The sequence below is a fragment of the Actinoplanes sp. NPDC004185 genome, from assembly GCF_053603475.1.
Genome location: NZ_JBSGFR010000010.1, coordinates 35,257 through 51,561 on the forward strand (window position 1 = coordinate 35,257; position 16,305 = coordinate 51,561).

15 protein-coding genes and 2 pseudogenes are annotated in these 16,305 nt (G+C 73.3%); 4 read left to right on the forward strand and 13 right to left on the reverse strand.

Annotation, left to right across the window (positions count from 1 at the left end):
• Positions 1–31 precede the first annotated feature (31 nt).
• Positions 32–1,615, reverse strand: a complete 1,584-nt coding sequence (locus ACWEOZ_RS12410) for an ABC transporter transmembrane domain-containing protein (RefSeq protein WP_451910948.1) — start codon at positions 1,613–1,615, stop codon at positions 32–34.
• A gap of 106 nt (positions 1,616–1,721) precedes the next feature.
• On the opposite strand from ACWEOZ_RS12410, the gene ACWEOZ_RS12415 reads away from it, so the two are divergent.
• Positions 1,722–2,546, forward strand: a complete 825-nt coding sequence (locus ACWEOZ_RS12415; RefSeq protein ID WP_451910808.1) for an alpha/beta hydrolase — start codon at positions 1,722–1,724, stop codon at positions 2,544–2,546.
• A pseudogene (locus tag ACWEOZ_RS12420) lies at positions 2,543–2,719 on the forward strand (mycothiol-dependent nitroreductase Rv2466c family protein); the annotation flags it as partial. The gene ACWEOZ_RS12415 and the pseudogene ACWEOZ_RS12420, both read left to right, overlap by 4 nt.
• 55 nt (positions 2,720–2,774) lie before the next feature.
• Here ACWEOZ_RS12420 and ACWEOZ_RS12425 read toward each other — a convergent pair.
• Positions 2,775–3,314, reverse strand: a complete 540-nt coding sequence (locus tag ACWEOZ_RS12425; protein ID WP_451910809.1) for a hypothetical protein — start codon at positions 3,312–3,314, stop codon at positions 2,775–2,777.
• A 23-nt stretch (positions 3,315–3,337) separates the two neighbouring features.
• Positions 3,338–3,736: a hypothetical protein gene (locus tag ACWEOZ_RS12430; RefSeq protein WP_451910810.1), complete on the reverse strand. Its 399-nt coding sequence runs from the start codon at positions 3,734–3,736 to the stop codon at positions 3,338–3,340.
• 140 nt (positions 3,737–3,876) lie between these two features.
• On the opposite strand from ACWEOZ_RS12430, the gene ACWEOZ_RS12435 reads away from it, so the two are divergent.
• Positions 3,877–5,574: a beta-propeller fold lactonase family protein gene (locus ACWEOZ_RS12435; RefSeq protein ID WP_451910811.1), complete on the forward strand. Its 1,698-nt coding sequence runs from the start codon at positions 3,877–3,879 to the stop codon at positions 5,572–5,574.
• Positions 5,571–6,746: a hypothetical protein gene (locus tag ACWEOZ_RS12440; RefSeq protein WP_451910812.1), complete on the forward strand. Its 1,176-nt coding sequence runs from the start codon at positions 5,571–5,573 to the stop codon at positions 6,744–6,746. The genes ACWEOZ_RS12435 and ACWEOZ_RS12440 overlap by 4 nt, the downstream gene beginning before the upstream one ends.
• On the opposite strand, the gene ACWEOZ_RS12445 is transcribed toward ACWEOZ_RS12440, so the two are convergent.
• The 10 genes and pseudogenes from ACWEOZ_RS12445 to ACWEOZ_RS12490 form a co-directional block, all read right to left on the reverse strand.
• Positions 6,730–7,947, reverse strand: coding sequence for a vWA domain-containing protein (locus ACWEOZ_RS12445; RefSeq protein ID WP_451910813.1), 1,218 nt, complete (start codon positions 7,945–7,947; stop codon positions 6,730–6,732). The two genes, ACWEOZ_RS12440 and ACWEOZ_RS12445, sit on opposite strands and share 17 nt — an antisense overlap.
• Positions 7,944–9,170: an AAA family ATPase gene (locus ACWEOZ_RS12450; protein WP_451910814.1), complete on the reverse strand. Its 1,227-nt coding sequence runs from the start codon at positions 9,168–9,170 to the stop codon at positions 7,944–7,946. The genes ACWEOZ_RS12445 and ACWEOZ_RS12450 overlap by 4 nt, the downstream gene beginning before the upstream one ends.
• Before the next feature lie 37 nt (positions 9,171–9,207).
• Entirely contained in the window at positions 9,208–10,467 is a 1,260-nt protein-coding gene (locus ACWEOZ_RS12455; protein ID WP_451910815.1) for a hypothetical protein, read from the reverse strand.
• A gap of 97 nt (positions 10,468–10,564) precedes the next feature.
• Positions 10,565–10,795, reverse strand: coding sequence for a hypothetical protein (locus ACWEOZ_RS12460; protein WP_451910954.1), 231 nt, complete (start codon positions 10,793–10,795; stop codon positions 10,565–10,567).
• Between the two features lie 100 nt (positions 10,796–10,895).
• Positions 10,896–11,075: pseudogene (locus ACWEOZ_RS12465) on the reverse strand (serine hydrolase); the annotation flags it as partial.
• On the reverse strand, positions 11,072–11,983 hold the full coding sequence (locus ACWEOZ_RS12470; protein ID WP_451910816.1) for an ATP-grasp domain-containing protein: 912 nt from the start codon (positions 11,981–11,983) through the stop codon (positions 11,072–11,074). The pseudogene ACWEOZ_RS12465 and the gene ACWEOZ_RS12470, both read right to left, overlap by 4 nt.
• An 8-nt stretch (positions 11,984–11,991) precedes the next feature.
• Positions 11,992–12,972 carry an aldo/keto reductase gene (locus ACWEOZ_RS12475; RefSeq protein WP_451910817.1) on the reverse strand — a complete coding sequence of 327 codons (981 nt, stop codon included), beginning with the start codon at positions 12,970–12,972 and terminating at the stop codon, positions 11,992–11,994.
• Between the two features lie 30 nt (positions 12,973–13,002).
• A complete protein-coding gene (locus tag ACWEOZ_RS12480; protein WP_451910818.1) occupies positions 13,003–14,283 on the reverse strand; it encodes an ABC transporter permease in 1,281 nt (426 codons plus the stop codon).
• On the reverse strand, positions 14,280–14,969 hold the full coding sequence (locus ACWEOZ_RS12485) for an ABC transporter ATP-binding protein (protein ID WP_451910819.1): 690 nt from the start codon (positions 14,967–14,969) through the stop codon (positions 14,280–14,282). The genes ACWEOZ_RS12480 and ACWEOZ_RS12485 overlap by 4 nt, the downstream gene beginning before the upstream one ends.
• Positions 14,966–15,967 (reverse strand): efflux RND transporter periplasmic adaptor subunit, encoded by a 1,002-nt coding sequence (locus ACWEOZ_RS12490; RefSeq protein WP_451910820.1) that lies wholly within the window; start codon positions 15,965–15,967, stop codon positions 14,966–14,968. Before ACWEOZ_RS12490 ends, ACWEOZ_RS12485 begins: the two co-directional genes overlap by 4 nt.
• Between the last annotated feature and the right edge of the window lie 338 nt (positions 15,968–16,305).

The window sequence follows — 16,305 nt, forward strand, 5'->3', positions numbered from 1 at the left end:
CGCAGAGTTGATGATTCGCTCGCAAGCTCGCTCATGCCTCGTCCTCCCCGAAGACCCGGGCGACCAGCCGGACGTAGCCGGGCGCGGAGTGCAGCAGCTCCCGGTGCGAACCGCTGGCCGCCACCCGGCCGTCGACCAGGTAGTGCACGACGTCGGCTCGGTCCAGCAGCGCCGGTGAGGTGGTGGCGAGGACCGTGCCGCGGCCCGAGCGGACCGCCCGGAGCCGTTCGGCGATCGCCGCCTCGGTGTGCGCGTCGACCGCCGAGGTCGGCTCGGCCGCCAGCAGCATCTCCGGCTGCTGGTAGAGCGCCCGGGCGAGCCGCACGCGCTGCCGCTGACCGCCGGAGAGGTTGCGGCCGCCCCACTCGACCGGGTGGTCCGGCTCGCCGACGTCACGGGCGGCCGCGGCCTCGATCGCCGCCCGGAAGCGTTCCTGCTCGGGGGTTTCGCGGCCGGCCACCACGTCGCGCAGCGGATCGGCGAACAGGTCGGCCTCGTGCTCGGCGAGGAGGATCCGGGCGCGCACCTCGTCGCGCGCGATGCTGTCGAGCCGGACGCCGTCCCAGGTCGCGTCGGTCGGGCCGTAGCGGCCCAGCCGCTCCAGCACCGCGGCCGCGTCGGCCGGCCGGTCCGCCGCGAGCGCGGTCAGCCGGCCCGGCTCGGCCGACACCCCGGACACCGGATCGTGCAGGACGGCGGGCCGGTCCGGGGCGGGCCGGCCGGTGGTCTCCTCCGGCGGCAGGCCCAGGTACGTGACCACGTGCCGGGCCGCCACCAGCCCGCGGGTGATGTCGAACCCGCAGAAGATCATGACGTTGACCGGGATGACCAGCATGGCCGTGTAGCCGTACACCGCGATCAGCTCGCCGGCCGTGAGCTCACCCGCCGCGGCCTGCCGCGCCGCCAGCCAGACCACGACGGCGAGGAAGACCCCGGGCAGGCCCTCACCGAACGCGCCGACCCAGCTGCTGGCCCGGCCCACCCGGTAGCCGAGGTCGCGCAGGCCGGCGGAGCTGCTCCGGTACCGCGCCAGATGACCCTCCTTGCCGCCGAGGCCGTTGAGGATCCGCAGCCCGGTGAGCACGTCGACGAGCTGGGTGGCCAGCGCGCCCTGCCGCCGGCGGTACCGGGCGCCGGCCGCCTGCACCCGGACCAGCAACGGCCCCACGGCCAGGGCGAGGACCGGCACGCCGGCCAGCACGACGACCGCCAGCAGCGGCGACGTGCGGAACAGCAGGACCGCCACCACCGCGTACGCGAGGACGCTGGCCACCCCGACGCCGCCGACGTTCATCGCCCGCCCGATGGTCCACACGTCGGCGATCCCGATGGTGACCACCTCGCCGGAGGTGACCCGGCGGGGCAGGGCGGCGCCGAGCCGGGTCGCGTGCGTCAGCACCGCGTCGGCGGTCCGCAGCGCGGCGGCCAGCCGCAGCTTGGTCATGGACCGGTGCCGCATGATGCCCAGCCCCGCACTGGACAGGCCGAGGAGCAGAACCACGGCTGTCCACGCGAGCAGGGTGCCGGGCCGCCGTGGAGCGAGACCACGGTCGATGGCCTGGGACAGCAGAAAGGGGGTGAACGCGAGACTGGCGAACCAGAGCGAGCCGAACATGGCGCCGAGCAGAACCCGGCCTTTCAGGTGTCTGGCGAGCCACCAGAGGTAACGTGCGGGTCCCCGGATATCCACGGACCCCATGGTGCCTGGCGACAATAGGGTGGTGGTCAGAGTTTCCGTCGTGGTACGCGCAGCACTCGTCGTGCTGCTGCTCCTGGCCCTGCTCGTCGCCCTGGCGTGGCTGTTCCAGCGGCGGCTGGTCTACTTCCCGGACCGGTCCGCGCCGCCGCCCGCGGCGCAGGTGCTGGCCGGAGGGCAGGACGTCTCCCTGCGTACCGGTGACGGGCTGGAGCTGGGCGCCTGGCTGGTCCGGCCCCCGCCGGGGACGACCGACCGGCGGGTGGGCGTGCTGGTGGCCCCCGGCAATGCCGGGAACAGGCTCGCCCGCGTGCCGCTCGCCGCGGCCCTGGCCGGCCGTGGTCTCACCGTGCTGCTCGTCGACTATCGCGGCTACGGCGGCAATCCCGGCAGCCCGACCGAGGAGGGCCTGGCCCAGGACGTCGACGCGGCCCGGGCCTACCTCGCCGACCGGACCGAGCGGGTGCTCTACTTCGGCGAGAGTCTGGGCGCGGCGGTGGTGACGGCTCTCGCGACCCGGCAGCCGCCGGCCGGGCTGATCCTGCGGTCACCGTTCATCGACCTGCCGGCGGCCGGTCGGGAGCACTACCCGTTCCTTCCGGTACGGCTGCTCGCGCGCGACCGGTTCCCGGTGCGGGACCACATCGGTGGGATCACGGCACCGACGCTCGTCGTCTACGGCACGGCCGACTCGGTCGTCCCGCCGGCGCAGAGCAGAGCCGTCGCCGACAGCGCGGCGGGACCGGTACGGGTGCTCGTGGTCGAGGGCGCGGACCACAACGATGCGTCGCTGCTGGACGGGCGGCAGCTCATCGACGCCGTCACGGAACTGGCCGGCGGCAGCACATGACCCGGCGGGCGGTGGACTTCTGGTTCGACCCGAGTTGCCCGTACACGTGGCTCACGTCGCGGTGGGTGGTCGAGGCCGCGACGGTACGGCCGCTCGACGTGCGCTGGCACGTGATGAGCCTGTCGGTGCTCAACGAGGGGCGCGAGGTCGACCCGGAAGGTGACCCCGGTGGGTCTCCATGAGCTGAAAGGGCGTCGCGCGCCGCTCACCCCACGGTGAAGGCCGGCGTCACTCCGTGCGGCCGTCGAGGTGATGACCCGCTCGGATACGTGGGGCACCGGTCACCGACAGGATGAGCACTCCGGTGTGCAGCGGGGTCAGCTCGTCGACGTCGCGGTCGTAGCGCGCGATCCGGGCCACGGTGATGGTCACGGGCTCGCCGGTCTCGCGTACCCGGAGGAACCGGCTGCCCGCCCGGACCCGGCCCCCGACGCAGCGGACGACCACCGGGAGTCCGTCCTCCACGGCCGGGCAGACCTCCTCGATCCGGACCTCCGCCTCGCCGTTGAGCTGACAGCGGGCCAGCCGCCACAACTCCTCGAAAACGTCGGCCGCCATCTCCTGCGGATCCGCCCCGAGGCCGCGTTCCTCGGCGTGGTCGACCGCAGCGAGGTACGTCCCGTCGTCCGCACGCATCTCGATGTGGCGCAGCACTTTCTCGTCGGCGCCCAGCTCGTCGTACGTCCACCGGGCCGCGTCCCGGTCGGCCCGGCGGCGCTGTCGGTGCGGCCGGCGCTCGGGCCAGTACGAGCGGACGTAGGTCACCACGCGCCCAGTCTGCCCCGGCGTGGTTACGGCAGGCAGCTCGCGCCGGGGATGCCGGTGGAGAGCTCGGTGCCCGCCTTGCTCACCACGTTGACCGAGTTGATGTCGCCGGTGTACGCCACCTTCCCGGCCGCTTCGCACAACTCCTTGCCGGTCGCGGTGTCCTCGTCGTCCAGCTCGGTCGCGATCACCACGGTCGTGCACTGCCCTTCCACGATCACGTCGGACACGTCGGAGCTGCTCAGGTGCTTCCGGACCGTGGCCGCGACGTCGCCGCAGTCCTCCTCGGCCGGTGACGTCGTCGCCTGCGCCGGAGGTGGGGCCTGGTCGGCGGCCTGCTCCGCTGCGCCGCCGCAGCCGGAGAGAACGGCCACGCCGGTGAGGATCAGGGTGGCGAGCGCTGACGTGCGCTGGAGTCTGGTCACGAATTCGGTTCCGTCCCGCTAGTTCAATAGAGTAGAGCTCTACTGAATATAGCCGGAGAGTCGATTGATCGTCAGGTGCCAATTTCGGGCTGAGGGTTCCGTCGATGGCGATCGTCACGCAGAATGACTCCGGGGACACTATGAGTGAAAAAGTCTTGCCGACGCAGGTGCTGACCGAGATCGACAGTTCGGTCCGTGAGACTCGCTTGAAAGGTGTGGGCGAGCTGGAGCGGCTCGCGAACGGTTCCGATCTCGCCATGGCCGCTGCCGCCCGGCGTACGTTGATGCGACTGACCCAGGAGGACAGTCGCAGTGTCGCCGCTGCCGCTGCCGCCGCCCTGGAACGGACCGCCTTGCGGCTCAATCCCGACCAGGTCCACTTCGGTCAGGTCGCACCGGGGACACCCCGGCTGGTCGCCGAGGTCCTCGTCGAAGGACCCCCGCTGGCCGCCGCGGCCGCCGTCACCGTCTCCGGGCCGGGGCTGCGGGCCATGCTCGTCGGCCGCCGGTTGCGGATCGGCTGGCTGCCCGCCTCCGACTGGCTCGACGGCACCGTCACGGTGCGTGGTCCCGCCGGTTGGGCCGACGTCCGGGTCACCGGCCAGGTCACCGCGCCCGCACCGAGGTCGCGGGCCGAGGTCGAGGAGCAGTTCGGGCCGGCCGAGGATGCCGGCGCGACGCGCGTGACCGTGCTGTCCACGCCACCCACCCGCCGGCAGCGCCGGGCCCCGGTCCTGCTCGCCGCGCTGACGGCCGGCGTGCTGCTCGGCGGCGCGGGCGTCGCTGTGGCGCTGAGCCGGGGTGACGAGCCCGTCCCCACGCCGGCGCTCGCGCTGGCGCCGACCACCGCACCGGCGACCGCGCCGGCCGCCGAGACGGCTGCCGCGCCCGGGCCCACCGGCGTGGCCCGGGTGCCGCTCGCGCTGAGCGTGTCCAGCCTGGCCAAGCCGACCATGGTCGGCACGATCCGGGTGGGCGACGAACCGGAAGGCGTCGTGGTCTCGCCCGACAGCCGTACGGTCTACATCGCCAACCAGAACTCCCGCGTCCTCTCCGTGCTGGACGTCGCCGGCGAACGGGTGACCTCCGTGAAGCTGCGCAACACGCCCCGCTTCGTCGCCACCTCCCGCGACGGGCGCCTCGTCTTCGTCTCGATGTACGAGGACGACAAGACCGGCAGCGGGGTCGCCGTGGTGGACGCGGCCGGCCGCAAGGTCCTGCGGTACGTGAGCACCGGCGTGCAGCCGTACACGTTGGCGGTCGGTCCCGACGGGCGCGTCTGGGTGCCGATCCACAGTGAGCAGCGGCTCGAGATCTACGGCGCCGACGGGAAGCAGGCCCGGGGCCGGGTGCTCGTGCCGCCCAACCCGCACGCCATCGCCTTCTCCGGGCCGCTCAAGCGCGCGTTCACGCCGAACCACGAGTCGAACGCCGTCGCGATCATCGACCTGCGCACCGACCGGCTGATCAAGTCGATCCCGGTCAGCAAGGCCCCGCACAGCATCGCCGTCTCCCCGGACGGCAAGACGGTCCTGGTCGCCGGGTACGAGGCGGACGCCGCCGACCTGATCGACGCGGCCACCCTGCGGCGGACCGGGCCGTTCAAGGTGGGCAAGCAGCCGCAGAGCGTGGCCTTCGCCACCGACGGCGAGCACGCGTACGTGGTCAACGAGGGTGGTAACTCGGTGTCCGTGCTGGACGGTCACACCGGTGCGGTGACCGCGACCGTCCCGGTCGGGCGCAGTCCGCGGACGATCGCGGTGTCACCCGACGGCCGGATGGCGTACGTGTCCAACGGCGGCGACAACACCATCTCCGTGCTCCGGACCGCGTCGTGACCGGCGCCGGCTGGGTCGCCCTGGCCATCGCCGTCCTCGGTGCCGTCTGTTACGCCGCCGGCTCGATCCTGCAGGCCGTCGGGGCCCGGCGCAGCACCACCACCGTCCGCGCCCTCGGCCACCCGCTGTACCTGATCGGCGTCGGTCTGGACATCCTGTCCTTCGTCGGGTCGATGGTCGCGCTGCGCGAGCTGGCGGTCTACCTCGTCGAATCGGTGCTGGCCAGCTCCCTGGCGATCACCGTGGTGGCCGCCCGGATCTTCCTCAAGGCCCGGCTGCGCACCCGCGACGTCGTGGCCGTCGTGGTCTCCATCGGCGCGCTGACCGTGCTGGCCGCGTCGGCCGGGCCGCAGGAGGAGGTCGCCGCGTCGACCGGCCTGCGGTGGGCGCTGTGCTCGGCCGCCGTCGGCATCGCCGTGATCGGCTGGGGCACGGCCCGGATCAGCGGCTCCCCCGGCGCCGTCGCGGCCCTGGCCGGGCTGTCACTGGGCGGGGCGGCGCTGGCCGGCCGGGCGCTGCCGATGCCCGAGCACGGGATGGAGAATCCGGGCGGCCTGGCCCTGGGCATCGCCACCGAACCGCTGATCTGGGCGCTGCTGGTGTTCGCGATCGGCGGCATGCTGCTCTACACCCACGCGTTGCAGCACGGCGCGGTCGGGCCGGTCACGGCGGTGCTGTGGATCGCCGAGGTCATCGCGCCCTCCGCCGTCGCGCTGCTGCTCATGGGCGACGCCGTACGCCCGGGCTGGGAACTGCCGGCCCTGCTGGCCGGCCTGGTCACCGTCGGGGCGGCCGTGCTGCTGGCCGGCGCGTCGGGACACGAGCAGACCGCGCAGCCGCCGGAGGCCATCGAGGCGGCCCCGGCGCCGCTCGCCATCGCCGCCGCGGCCCAGCCCGCGCCGAAGCCGCACGCCGAACGGGTCATCTGGTGGGGAGCACCACCGATCTGGAAGCCGCCGCAGCGGGCCCAGGCGGCGCTCGCCACGTCGCCGATGGCCCAGCTGGGCTGGCACCCGCCACCGCGGGTCGCGCCGATCTGGACCCAGCCGCGGCGACCCGACGGCGACGCTGTCCCGGCGCGCCCCGCCGAGCCCGCCGGGCCCCGGCAGCGCCCCTGGTACGACATGGACCAGCCGGCCGAGACGGAGGCCCCGGTCACGAGGCGATGGTGACCACCCGCGCCCAGCCGGGCGGCCGGGACGGCACGTACTCGGAGTCCTCGTCCCACGACTGCCGGGCCCGGCGGAACAGGCCCACCACCGTCCGGCACGCCGGCGGCGCCACCGGCCACGGCGTCTGCCCGTCGGTCAGGATCACGACGACGTCCGGCCTCGGCGTCGTCCGCAACGCCCGGGCGAAGCCGGCCCGCATGTCCGTACCGCCGCCGCCCAGCAGCGGGATGCCCTCCGCCCGGCACAACGTGTGCACCACCCGGGGCGCCGCGTCGCACGGCAGCACCGTGACCAGGTCGCGCCGGCCACCCACGGCCTGACCGATCGCCGCGACCTCGAGCACGGCGCTGCCCAGCTCGGCGTCGCTGACCGAGCCGGACGTGTCGATGACCACGGACACCCGCGGCGGCCGGCGGCGCAGGCTGGGCAGGACGACGCCGGGCAGGCCGGCGGACCGGCGCGCCGGACGCCCGTACGAGTAGTCGTCACCCGCCCCGGAGCTCGCGGCGGCCGACCGGATAGCCGCCCCCAGCAGGTCCCGCCACGGCTGCGGGGGATGGAACGCCTCCTGCGCCCACCGCCGCCAGCCCTTCGAGACGTCACCCGGCCGGCCGTTGATGCCCTGCGCCACCCGGAAGCGCACCGCGTCCTGCTCCTGCTCGGTGAGACCGTCGGCGCCGTCGGGTCCCAGCTCCCACTCCCGGTCCAGCCCGTCGGCCCCGCTGCCGCAGTCCAGCCACATCAGGTCCCGGCTGTACGACCTCAGCTGCACGCTGTGCAGGTAGTCCTCCATCAGCTCGTCCTCGGGCAGGTGCAGCAGCCGGGGCAGGACGACGCCGGCGGGCCGGGCCAGCCCGTCGCCGTACACGTCGTCGTTGATCTCGAAGTCGGCGGCGATGTTCATCCGCAGCCGCTCCCCCGGCCCGCTCAGCCCGTGTTTCGCGGCGTACCGGTCGCTGCGGCCGTGATGGTCGCGCAGCAGGTGGGCGACCTCGTGCACCCAGACCCCGGCCAGCTCCTCGACCGGGGTCCGGGCGACGAACACCGGCGAGACGTAGCACCGCCAGTACCGGTCGACGGCCATCGTGGGCACCCGCGGCGACTCCACCGCGTGCAGGGCGAACAACGCGGTGGCCAGGTACGGCCGGGCCCGGACGGCCTGGAGCCGGGCAGCGAACAGCTTGTCGCGGTCCAGCTTCACCGGCCGCTCCCCGCCGCGGCCACGACCCGCGCCCCGGCCCGGTCCGCCCGCCGGGACAGCGCGACCGCCCCGGCCAGGCGGTCGATCGCCGCCGGCACGTCCCAGTCGGCCTGGCGCAGGGCCGCCAGCGCACCGGCGGGCACGACCACCAGGTCCGGCGGTCCGCTCTCCAGGGCGCGGACCATGACGGCCCAAGCCGCGTCCCAGCGCTGCCGGTCCGGCCGCTTGCGCAGCGCCTCGACCACCCCGTCGAGGACGATCTGGCGCAGGTCGCCGCGCTCGGGCAGCGGGGCCGCCGCCGGGTCGGCCAGCAGCGTCTCGGGATCGGGCAGGTCCATCCGGTCCAGGAAGGCCAGCAGTTCCAGCCCGGGACCGTCCCCGACCGTGCCGCGGACCAGCATGGACAGCACCTCCCGGGAGGTGCCCGCGGCGGTGGCGAAGGCGGTCAGCGACAGGGCCATCTCCCAGCTCCGCGGCGAGGGCCACGGACCGCCGCGCCGAGGTTCGTTGGCCGGCAACTGGTGCACCAGGGCGGGCCGGACGGCAAGGAACCCGCACACCGCCCGGCGGGCGAACGTCACAGCCTCGGCCAGTCGCCGCGGGTCGAGCTCCGGCAGGGCGGCCCGCGGCCACGTCCCGCCGAGACCCCGGACGACGACATCGTGGTCGTGCAGCCACTGAAGATGCACGAAACGGTTGGCCAGCGGCGGACTGAGCTCCCAGCCGTCGGCGGCCGAGGACCGCGGGTTGGCAGCGGCCACGATCCGTACCCCCGGCGGCAGTTTCAGGACGCCGACCCGGCGCTCCAGCACCAGCCGGAGCAACGCGGCCTGCACCGCCGGCGGCGCGGTCGAGAGCTCGTCCAGGAAGAGCAGGCCACGGCCCTCCCGGACCAGGCGCACGGCCCAGTCCGGCGGGGCCATCGGGACGCCCTGCACGGCCGGGTCGTCACCGACCACGGGCAGCCCGGAGAAGTCGGACGGCTCGTGCACGCTGGCGATCACCGTGGTCAGGGGCAGATCGAGGGAGGTGGCGAGCTGCTGCAGGGCCGCGGTCTTGCCGATCCCCGGCTCACCCCACAGCAGTACGGGCAGATCGGCGGCCACGGCCAGGGTCAGCGCCTCCAGCTGCGGGTCCCGGCGGGGCTCAGTGGTTGTGTCGCGCAGCAGCGCCAGCAGGTCGGCGGCGGTGTCCTGGGCGGAGTTCCGGTCAGCGAAAGACATGGTGATCACCTTGGTGGGAGAGAAGGAACGGGTGAGGTCAGCGGGCGCCGGCGAGACGCGGGTGGCCGCGGTACCGGCTGCGCTCTTCGCGACAGGTCGACAGGGGTCCGCGCCCGGTCAGCCCGGCCCGGAACAGTCCGTGGGTGATCCGCCTCAGCACGGCGGTCTCGAGCTCGTCGCGCAGGCCCCCGCCGCGCAGGACCGCTTCCGGCCCGAGCAGGGACTCGACCACGGCCAGCGCCCCGGCGGCGTCGCCGTGATCAAGCCGGGCGCGGACGTCGGCGAGCTCCGCCGGGCCGCGGTGCGCCTCGTCGATCGCCTGCAGGCAGGCCACCGGCGTGCCGGTCAGGGCGGCCAGCAGCTCCTCCCGGCGGATCTCGTCCGGGCTGTGATCCAGCGGGGCCAGCACCCCGTCCACGAGAGCGATCCGGTGCGTGGCGCCACGGCACTCCACGAGGCGGGGACCGGCTCCGGGCTGCGGTGCCGGGGCCGTACCCCGGGGCTGGTCCGGAGCGAGCGCGGCGGCGACCAGCGGATGCAACCGGTCCGGCTCGATCAGCCCGTGCCGCAGCAACGCCCGATCGGGCAGCTCCCAGGTCGCCGCGTCCGGCAACACCGGCAATGCGGCCGCCCAGCCCCACCCCGGATACGCCGACACGGTCAGCGAGCCAGTTTCGGCGAGCTCCAGCAGCAGCCGGCGCCGGCCGCCGAACCGTACGGCCACCGCGCCGCTGCTCCGCCCCTCCGAGCGCAGCAGAATCGCCGCCTCGGCCGCCCAGCGGGCCTCCTGATCCACGATGGACCGGTCGCGGAGCTCGCCGGCCCGGCTCGCGTCCCACAGGTGACGGTGCAGATCCAGCCGGAACCGCCGGTCCGGCCGCGGACCGCCGGGACCGGCCCGGTCCCACAGCGCGAGGCTGCACCGCTGCCCGGCGTTCGCCCACGCCGGTGGGGTGCGCACGACCAGGTGCAGGCCGTCGTAACAGGCCAGGGAGATCGTCAGGCCGGGTCGCAGCAACCCGTCCGGGGCGATCCTGGGCAGATGCCAGCGCAACAGATCAGGAGCAAGATTGCGCAGGTGGGCCCGGATCCGGGCGGCGAGCTCCGAGCCCCGGGTACGGGCCAGCGACCGCAGATCGAACTCGACATCGACCCGGGCCGCCGCACACGCCGCCGCCCAGTCGTGCTCGGCCCGGCAGGCAGTCGCAGCCTCGATCATCGAAGGCGGCACGGCGAACTCGCGCACGCGCAGCCAGAGGGAAAGACGGGATTCACCGTCCGCGTTCCGTGAGGGCATCAGCACTCACCTTTGGCGGACAGGACCCCCAATCGCACACACGAGGTATTCATCGCCCGGGACCGTACCACCGGCCGCGGGCGGTGAGAAGGCGATTTCAGGCGGCGAAGGCCTCGATCGCGTCCGCGAGGTGGTCACCGGTCAGGGGGCGTTGCAGGTCGTCGAGGGTACGGGCCAGCGCCGGCAGCGCCTGCTCGTCGTCGGCCAGGGCGACCGCCACGAATTCGTGGTCCGGCAGCATGAGCAGGGCCGCGCGGTAGCCCGGCAGGCGCCCGTCGAGGTACATCTGGCCGGACGGTCCCAGAGCCCAGCCGAGGCCGTACCGCATCGGGTCCTCGGAGGGCGGCCACCATGCTTGCGTCCACCGCCTCCCGCAGGCCCGCGACCTGGGCCAGCAGGTGCTCGACCGTGATCCCGGGAGCACCACGCCAGTCGGCCGCCAGCTCGGGCAGCAGGCTGACGACCGGGGTGTCCAACGGCACGCCGAGGGCCCGGACGAGGGCCGCGCTGGTCACCACCTTGGTCAGCGACGCGATCCGGAACGGCGCTTCCGGGCCGGTCGTGGTGCGGACACCGGCCCGGGAGACCCCCGTTGCGGCCCGGGTCACGATCGGCAGCGGCGCTCGACGGCTTGCACGAAGAGGCCGGTCGCTTCCGGGACCACGTCGGTGAAGTAAGACGGCTCGAACACTTCGACCTCGAGGATCAGCGGGTCGCGGCCCTGCTGCGAGGCGATGTCGACGCGGGCGTAGAGCGGCAGTCCGGCGTCCTGGCCGAAGCCCTTGCGGGCGCCGATCTCCGCGATGGCCGCGACCGTCCGGCGGCCCAGGGCGATCTCCTCGGCGGACGGGTCCGCGCGGGTGATCACCTCGGTGTATTCGCCGCCCAGATAGCCGCCGCCCGGGGCCAGCAGGGGGCCCTTGTGACAGGCGTAGGCGAACTCGCCGTTGAGGAAGAACAGGGCGTTCTCGCCGTGCTCGATGACCGATTCCATGGCCGGCTGGATCATCGCTGTCTTGCCCGAGGCGATGATGTGGGCGGCCAGCTCGGCCGCCCGCGGGTCGTCCCGCTGGAACAGACCGGTGTCGCGCGCGCCGGCCGAGACCGACGGCTTGACCACCACCCGGCTGTCGGCCAGGGCGGCGATCGCGGCCTCGGCCTCGGCGGGCGTCGTGGCGAAGGTGAACGGCACGCAGGGCACGTCCAGCGCGTGGAAGTCGTCGAGGTAGCGCTTGTCGATGTTCCAGCGGATCAGCTCGGGCGCGTTGAGGATGCGGGTACGCCCCGCCGTACGGTCCAGCCAGCCGGTGAACTCCGCGTACCGCTCGGGGTAGTCCCAGGGTGAGCGGATGACCAGCAGGTCGAAGGCCGTCCAGTCGACCGCGGGGTCGTGCCATACCGGGGCGGTGGCCCGGAAGCCCGCCCCGGTCAGGGCGCGCAGCAGCACGGCGGTGTCCGGGTCGTGCCGCCGGACCTGCTCGGTGTCGGTGGTGACCAGGCCGACGGTGGTGGTCATCGCGGGCCTCAGTTGAAGCCGGCGACGGGCCGGGGCGCGTATCCGCGTTCGAGCAGCGTCACCTCGTCGTCGGTGAGGGTCAGCTCCAGGGCGGCGACCGCGTCGTCGAGGTGATGCGGTTTGGTCGCGCCGACGATCGGTGCGGTGACGGCCGGATTGCGGGCCACCCAGGCCAGGGCCACCTGCGCCCGCGGGACGCCGCGCTTCTCCGCGACCGTGGTCACCGCGTCGACGATCTGCCGGTCGTTGTCCTCGGCGCCCGCGTACAGGGTCTTGCCGAACTCGTCCGTGCCGGAGCGGGTGGTGTCCTGCTGCCAGGGCCGGGTCAGTTTGCCGCGGGCCAGCGGGCTCCACGGGATCACCGCGATGCCCTGGTCGAGGCAGAGCGGCAGCATCTCCCGTTCCTCCTCGCGGTACAGCAGGTTGTAGTGGTTCTGCATGGACGCGAACCGGGTCCAGCCGTGCCGGTCGGCCAGGTACAGCGCCTGGGCGAACTGCCACGCCCACATCGACGAGGCCCCGAGGTAGCGGACCTTGCCCGCCTTGACCAGGTCGTGCAGCGCTTCGAGGGTCTCCTCGATCGGGGTGCCGGGGTCCAGGCGGTGGATCTGGTACAGGTCGACGTAGTCGGTGCCGAGCCGGCGCAGGCTGTTGTCGATCTCGGTCATGATGTGCTTGCGGGACAGGCCGGCGCCGTTCGGGCCCGGGCGCATCCGGCCGTGGACCTTGGTCGCGATCACCACGTCGTCCCGGTCGGCGAAGTCCTTCAGGGCCCGCCCGAGGATCTCCTCGCTGGTGCCGTCGGAATAGACGTTGGCCGTGTCGAAGAACGTGACACCCAGGTCGAGCGCCTGCCGGATGAACGGCCGGGCCTGCTCCTCGGGCAGCGACCACGGGTGAGTGCCGCGGTCGGGGGCGCCGTAGCTCATCGCGCCGAGGCAGAGGCGGGAGACCCGCAGGCCGGTCGAGCCGAAGTTCACGTAGTCCACTGGTGCATTCTCCGGTGATCGGCCGCCGGGTCAAGCACGCATGACGGTGGCGATCGGAATGCCGGCGGCCCGCAGCGCCGGGATGAAGCCGCCGAGGATGCCGGCGACCAGACCGGCGATGATGCCGGCGATGCCGGCCTCCCACGGGAACTGCAGGTCCTGCAGGAACGGCTCGGAGTCGCCGAACAGCATCGAGACGGCCCGCAGTCCGGCCGCGCTGAGCCCGATCGCCACGGCCGCGGTGAACAGGCCGGTGAGCAACGTCTCAGCCAGCACGATGCCGGCCAGCAGCATCCGCGGGGTGCCGACCGCCCGGCGCAGGGCGAACTCCTCGACCCGTTCCCCCACGGTGGCCAGGCCGACGTTGAGGATGCCGGCCACGCCGATGAGCAGCACCAGGCTGGCCATCGCCAGGAAGACCAGGCGCAGCAGCTTGAGCTGGCTCTCCATCTGCTTCTTGGCGTCGACGGTCTCGACCCAGGTCTCCGAGCCGATGGCCTTGAGCTTGGTGCTGAGCACCTGCTCGACCGGGCTGCCCGGCGAGACCAGCACCTGCATCTCACCGCCGGAGTTCGGGTCGGCCGCGGTGCCGCCCGGCAGCCAGGTGGTCAGCTCGTCGAGGCGGACGTAGGCGCGCGGCTGGATGTCACCGTCGTCGACCACGCCGACGAACTGCGGGGTGATGTTGGCGGACGCGCCGGGGATCCGCATCTCGGCGGGCACCTTGTACCGCTCGAAGCCCTTGGCGGCCTCCCGGTTGACGATGATCCGCGGCGCCATCGCCGGCAGCGAGCTGAACTCGAGCCACTCGCCGGTGCGCGGGCGCAGGGGGCGGAACGGGCGCACGTCACCGGTCATGGCGGTCAGCCGGACCTCGACCGCCTGGCCCTTGGGCTGGGCGTCGGCCGGTTCGCAGGGCCCGTTGCCGGAGCAGACCATGCCACCGCCCCAGTCCTCGTCGAACGGCGAGGCGCCCGGATTGACCGGCGCGACGTTCGGCTCGCCGATGATCGCCTGGAGGCCGAGCATGGCCACCGCGTCGGTGCGGCCGTCCATCGTGTCGAGCACGATGTCGGTGGCCTTGGGCTGCATCGGCAGGTTGATGATGGTGGTGCCGTCGACGGCCGAGGTGAGCTCGATGTCCGACAGCAGCGCCTTGTCGGCGATGCTGGCGCCGGCCTGCACGACCACCACGGCCAGCACGCCCAGGAAGAGGCTCACCATGGACAGCAGGGTGCGCATCTTGCGGGCGCGGATGCCCTGCAGGCCGATGATCAGCGCCGACCGCAGCCGGCCGGAGAGCCGCCTCACGCGTTCACCCGCTCGGTGAGGACGCCGTCGACCAGGTCGAGGGTGCGGCCCATCCGGGCGGCGTGGTCCCGGTCGTGGGTGACCAGCACCAGGCCGCAGCCCCGCGTGGTCGCGGCCAGCAGGGCGTCGATCACCGCGGTGCCGGTCTCGGTGTCCAGCGCGCCGGTCGGCTCGTCGGCCAGCAGCACCACCGGGTCACGGACCAGGGCCCGGGCGATGGCCACCCGCTGCTGCTCACCGCCGGACATCCGGGCCGGGCGGTTCTTGGCCAGGTGGGCGATGCCGACCTGGTCGAGAGCCTGCAGGACGCGGGCCCGGCGTTCCCGCCGGGGCAGCCAGCCCTGGCCGTTGACCAGCGCCATGGACACGTTCTGGGCCGCGGTCAGGTGCTTGAGCAGGAAGAAGCGCTGGAACACGAAGCCGAAGTGGGAGCTGCGCAGCTTCGCGGCCTTGCGCTCGGGCAGCCGGCTGATGTCCTGGCCGGCGAGCAGGTAGCTGCCCTCGTCCGCGCGGTCGAACAGGCCCAGGACGCTGAGCAGGGTGCTCTTGCCGGAGCCGGACCGGCCGACGATGGCCACGCTCTCGCCGGCCTGCACGGTCAGGTCGACGCCGTCGAGGATGGTGCGCGGCTGCTGCTGGCCCTTGAGGACCTTGGTGATGCCGGTCAGCTCGATCAGCGCGGTCATCCCACGGCCCCGGACGGCTTGTCCTCGGGGTTTCCACCCTCGGGCGCGGCGGGCAGGTTGGGACCGGGGATCGCTACGGTCTCGTCGCCCTTGAGGCCCTTCTTGATCTCCACGACCTTGCCGTCGGTGAGGCCCAGCACCACGTCGACGGTCTTGCGGACGCGGTCCGCCCCGACCACGTCGACCTTGCCCTTGCCCTGGGTGCCGGCGACCGCCTCGACCGGCAGCACCAGCACGTCGCTGGCCTTGCCGGTGACCATCTCCAGGGTGACCGCGGCGCCGTTGATGAGCTTGATGCCCTTGCTCGCGGTGCAGACCAGCCGCAGGCCGGTCGGCTCCGAGCCCTCGCCGCCACCGGCCGACGGCGCCTCGGGCTCCTGGGCGGGCTCCCCGGTGGCGCCCGGGGACGGCGTGACCGGCGGCGGCTCGGGGATGGTCCCGGCCGGCAGCGCCGCGATCGTGCCGAGCGGCTTGCAGGGGAACGGTCCCGGGCCGTTCTTGATCTGGCCCTGGACGGATTTCGCCGAGCCGGAGATCCGGTACGCCAGCGCGCTGTCGATGTCCGCGACGACCGCATACCCGGCGCGCTTGGCCGAGATCACCGGCATCCCCGCGGTGACCGAGGTCCGGTCGTCGAGCAGCCGGCCGGCCAGGATGGAGTTCTTCGGCATCAGCACCTTGTGCGGCGTGCCGTGGTCCCAGACCGTGGCCACCCAGGTGGCCTGGGTGCTGGCCGTCTTCGCGGGCTGCCGCTGCACGTAGCGCAGCTCCCCGTCGACCGGCGCGACGATGCCGTAGACCGGGTTGATCGCCACCTTGCCGTTGAGGCTGATCTTGTTGGTGAGGTCCTGGCGGCTCGGCTGGACCGTGGTCAGCACGGTGCCGCGGGGCTCCAGTCCGGGGGTCTCGGCCTCGTCGGACGACCCGGAGCAGGCGGTCAGCGCCGCCACGACCGACATTCCCACGAGCGCGCGGGGCAGGAGCCTGCGTCCGTCCACCGGTTCCCCTTAGCTGTTCGAGCCGATCCTCGGCACATCGATAGCCGTCCAGAGATGATCTCCGATCCGAACGGCGCTCGCAGACGGTACATCGGCTTGGCAAGAGAGCAAGATGCACCGGATTGTCGCGCCGTCGCGCAGGCCCGGATCGCGCTGCGGAAACGGGCTCAACGACGGTCACCCGCGCCGGATTGCGTAGTTGCGCGTGGGTGCGCGCTCCTGATTCCGTTTCGGTCTTGCAAAATCCCTCGGATTCCCTTGTCTTTAGGTCTTCGGCTATGTCAAGGTCCACCTCTTCGTGTGGGGGCTGTCACAGGCCCCGGGGCGGGAGGTCCGAT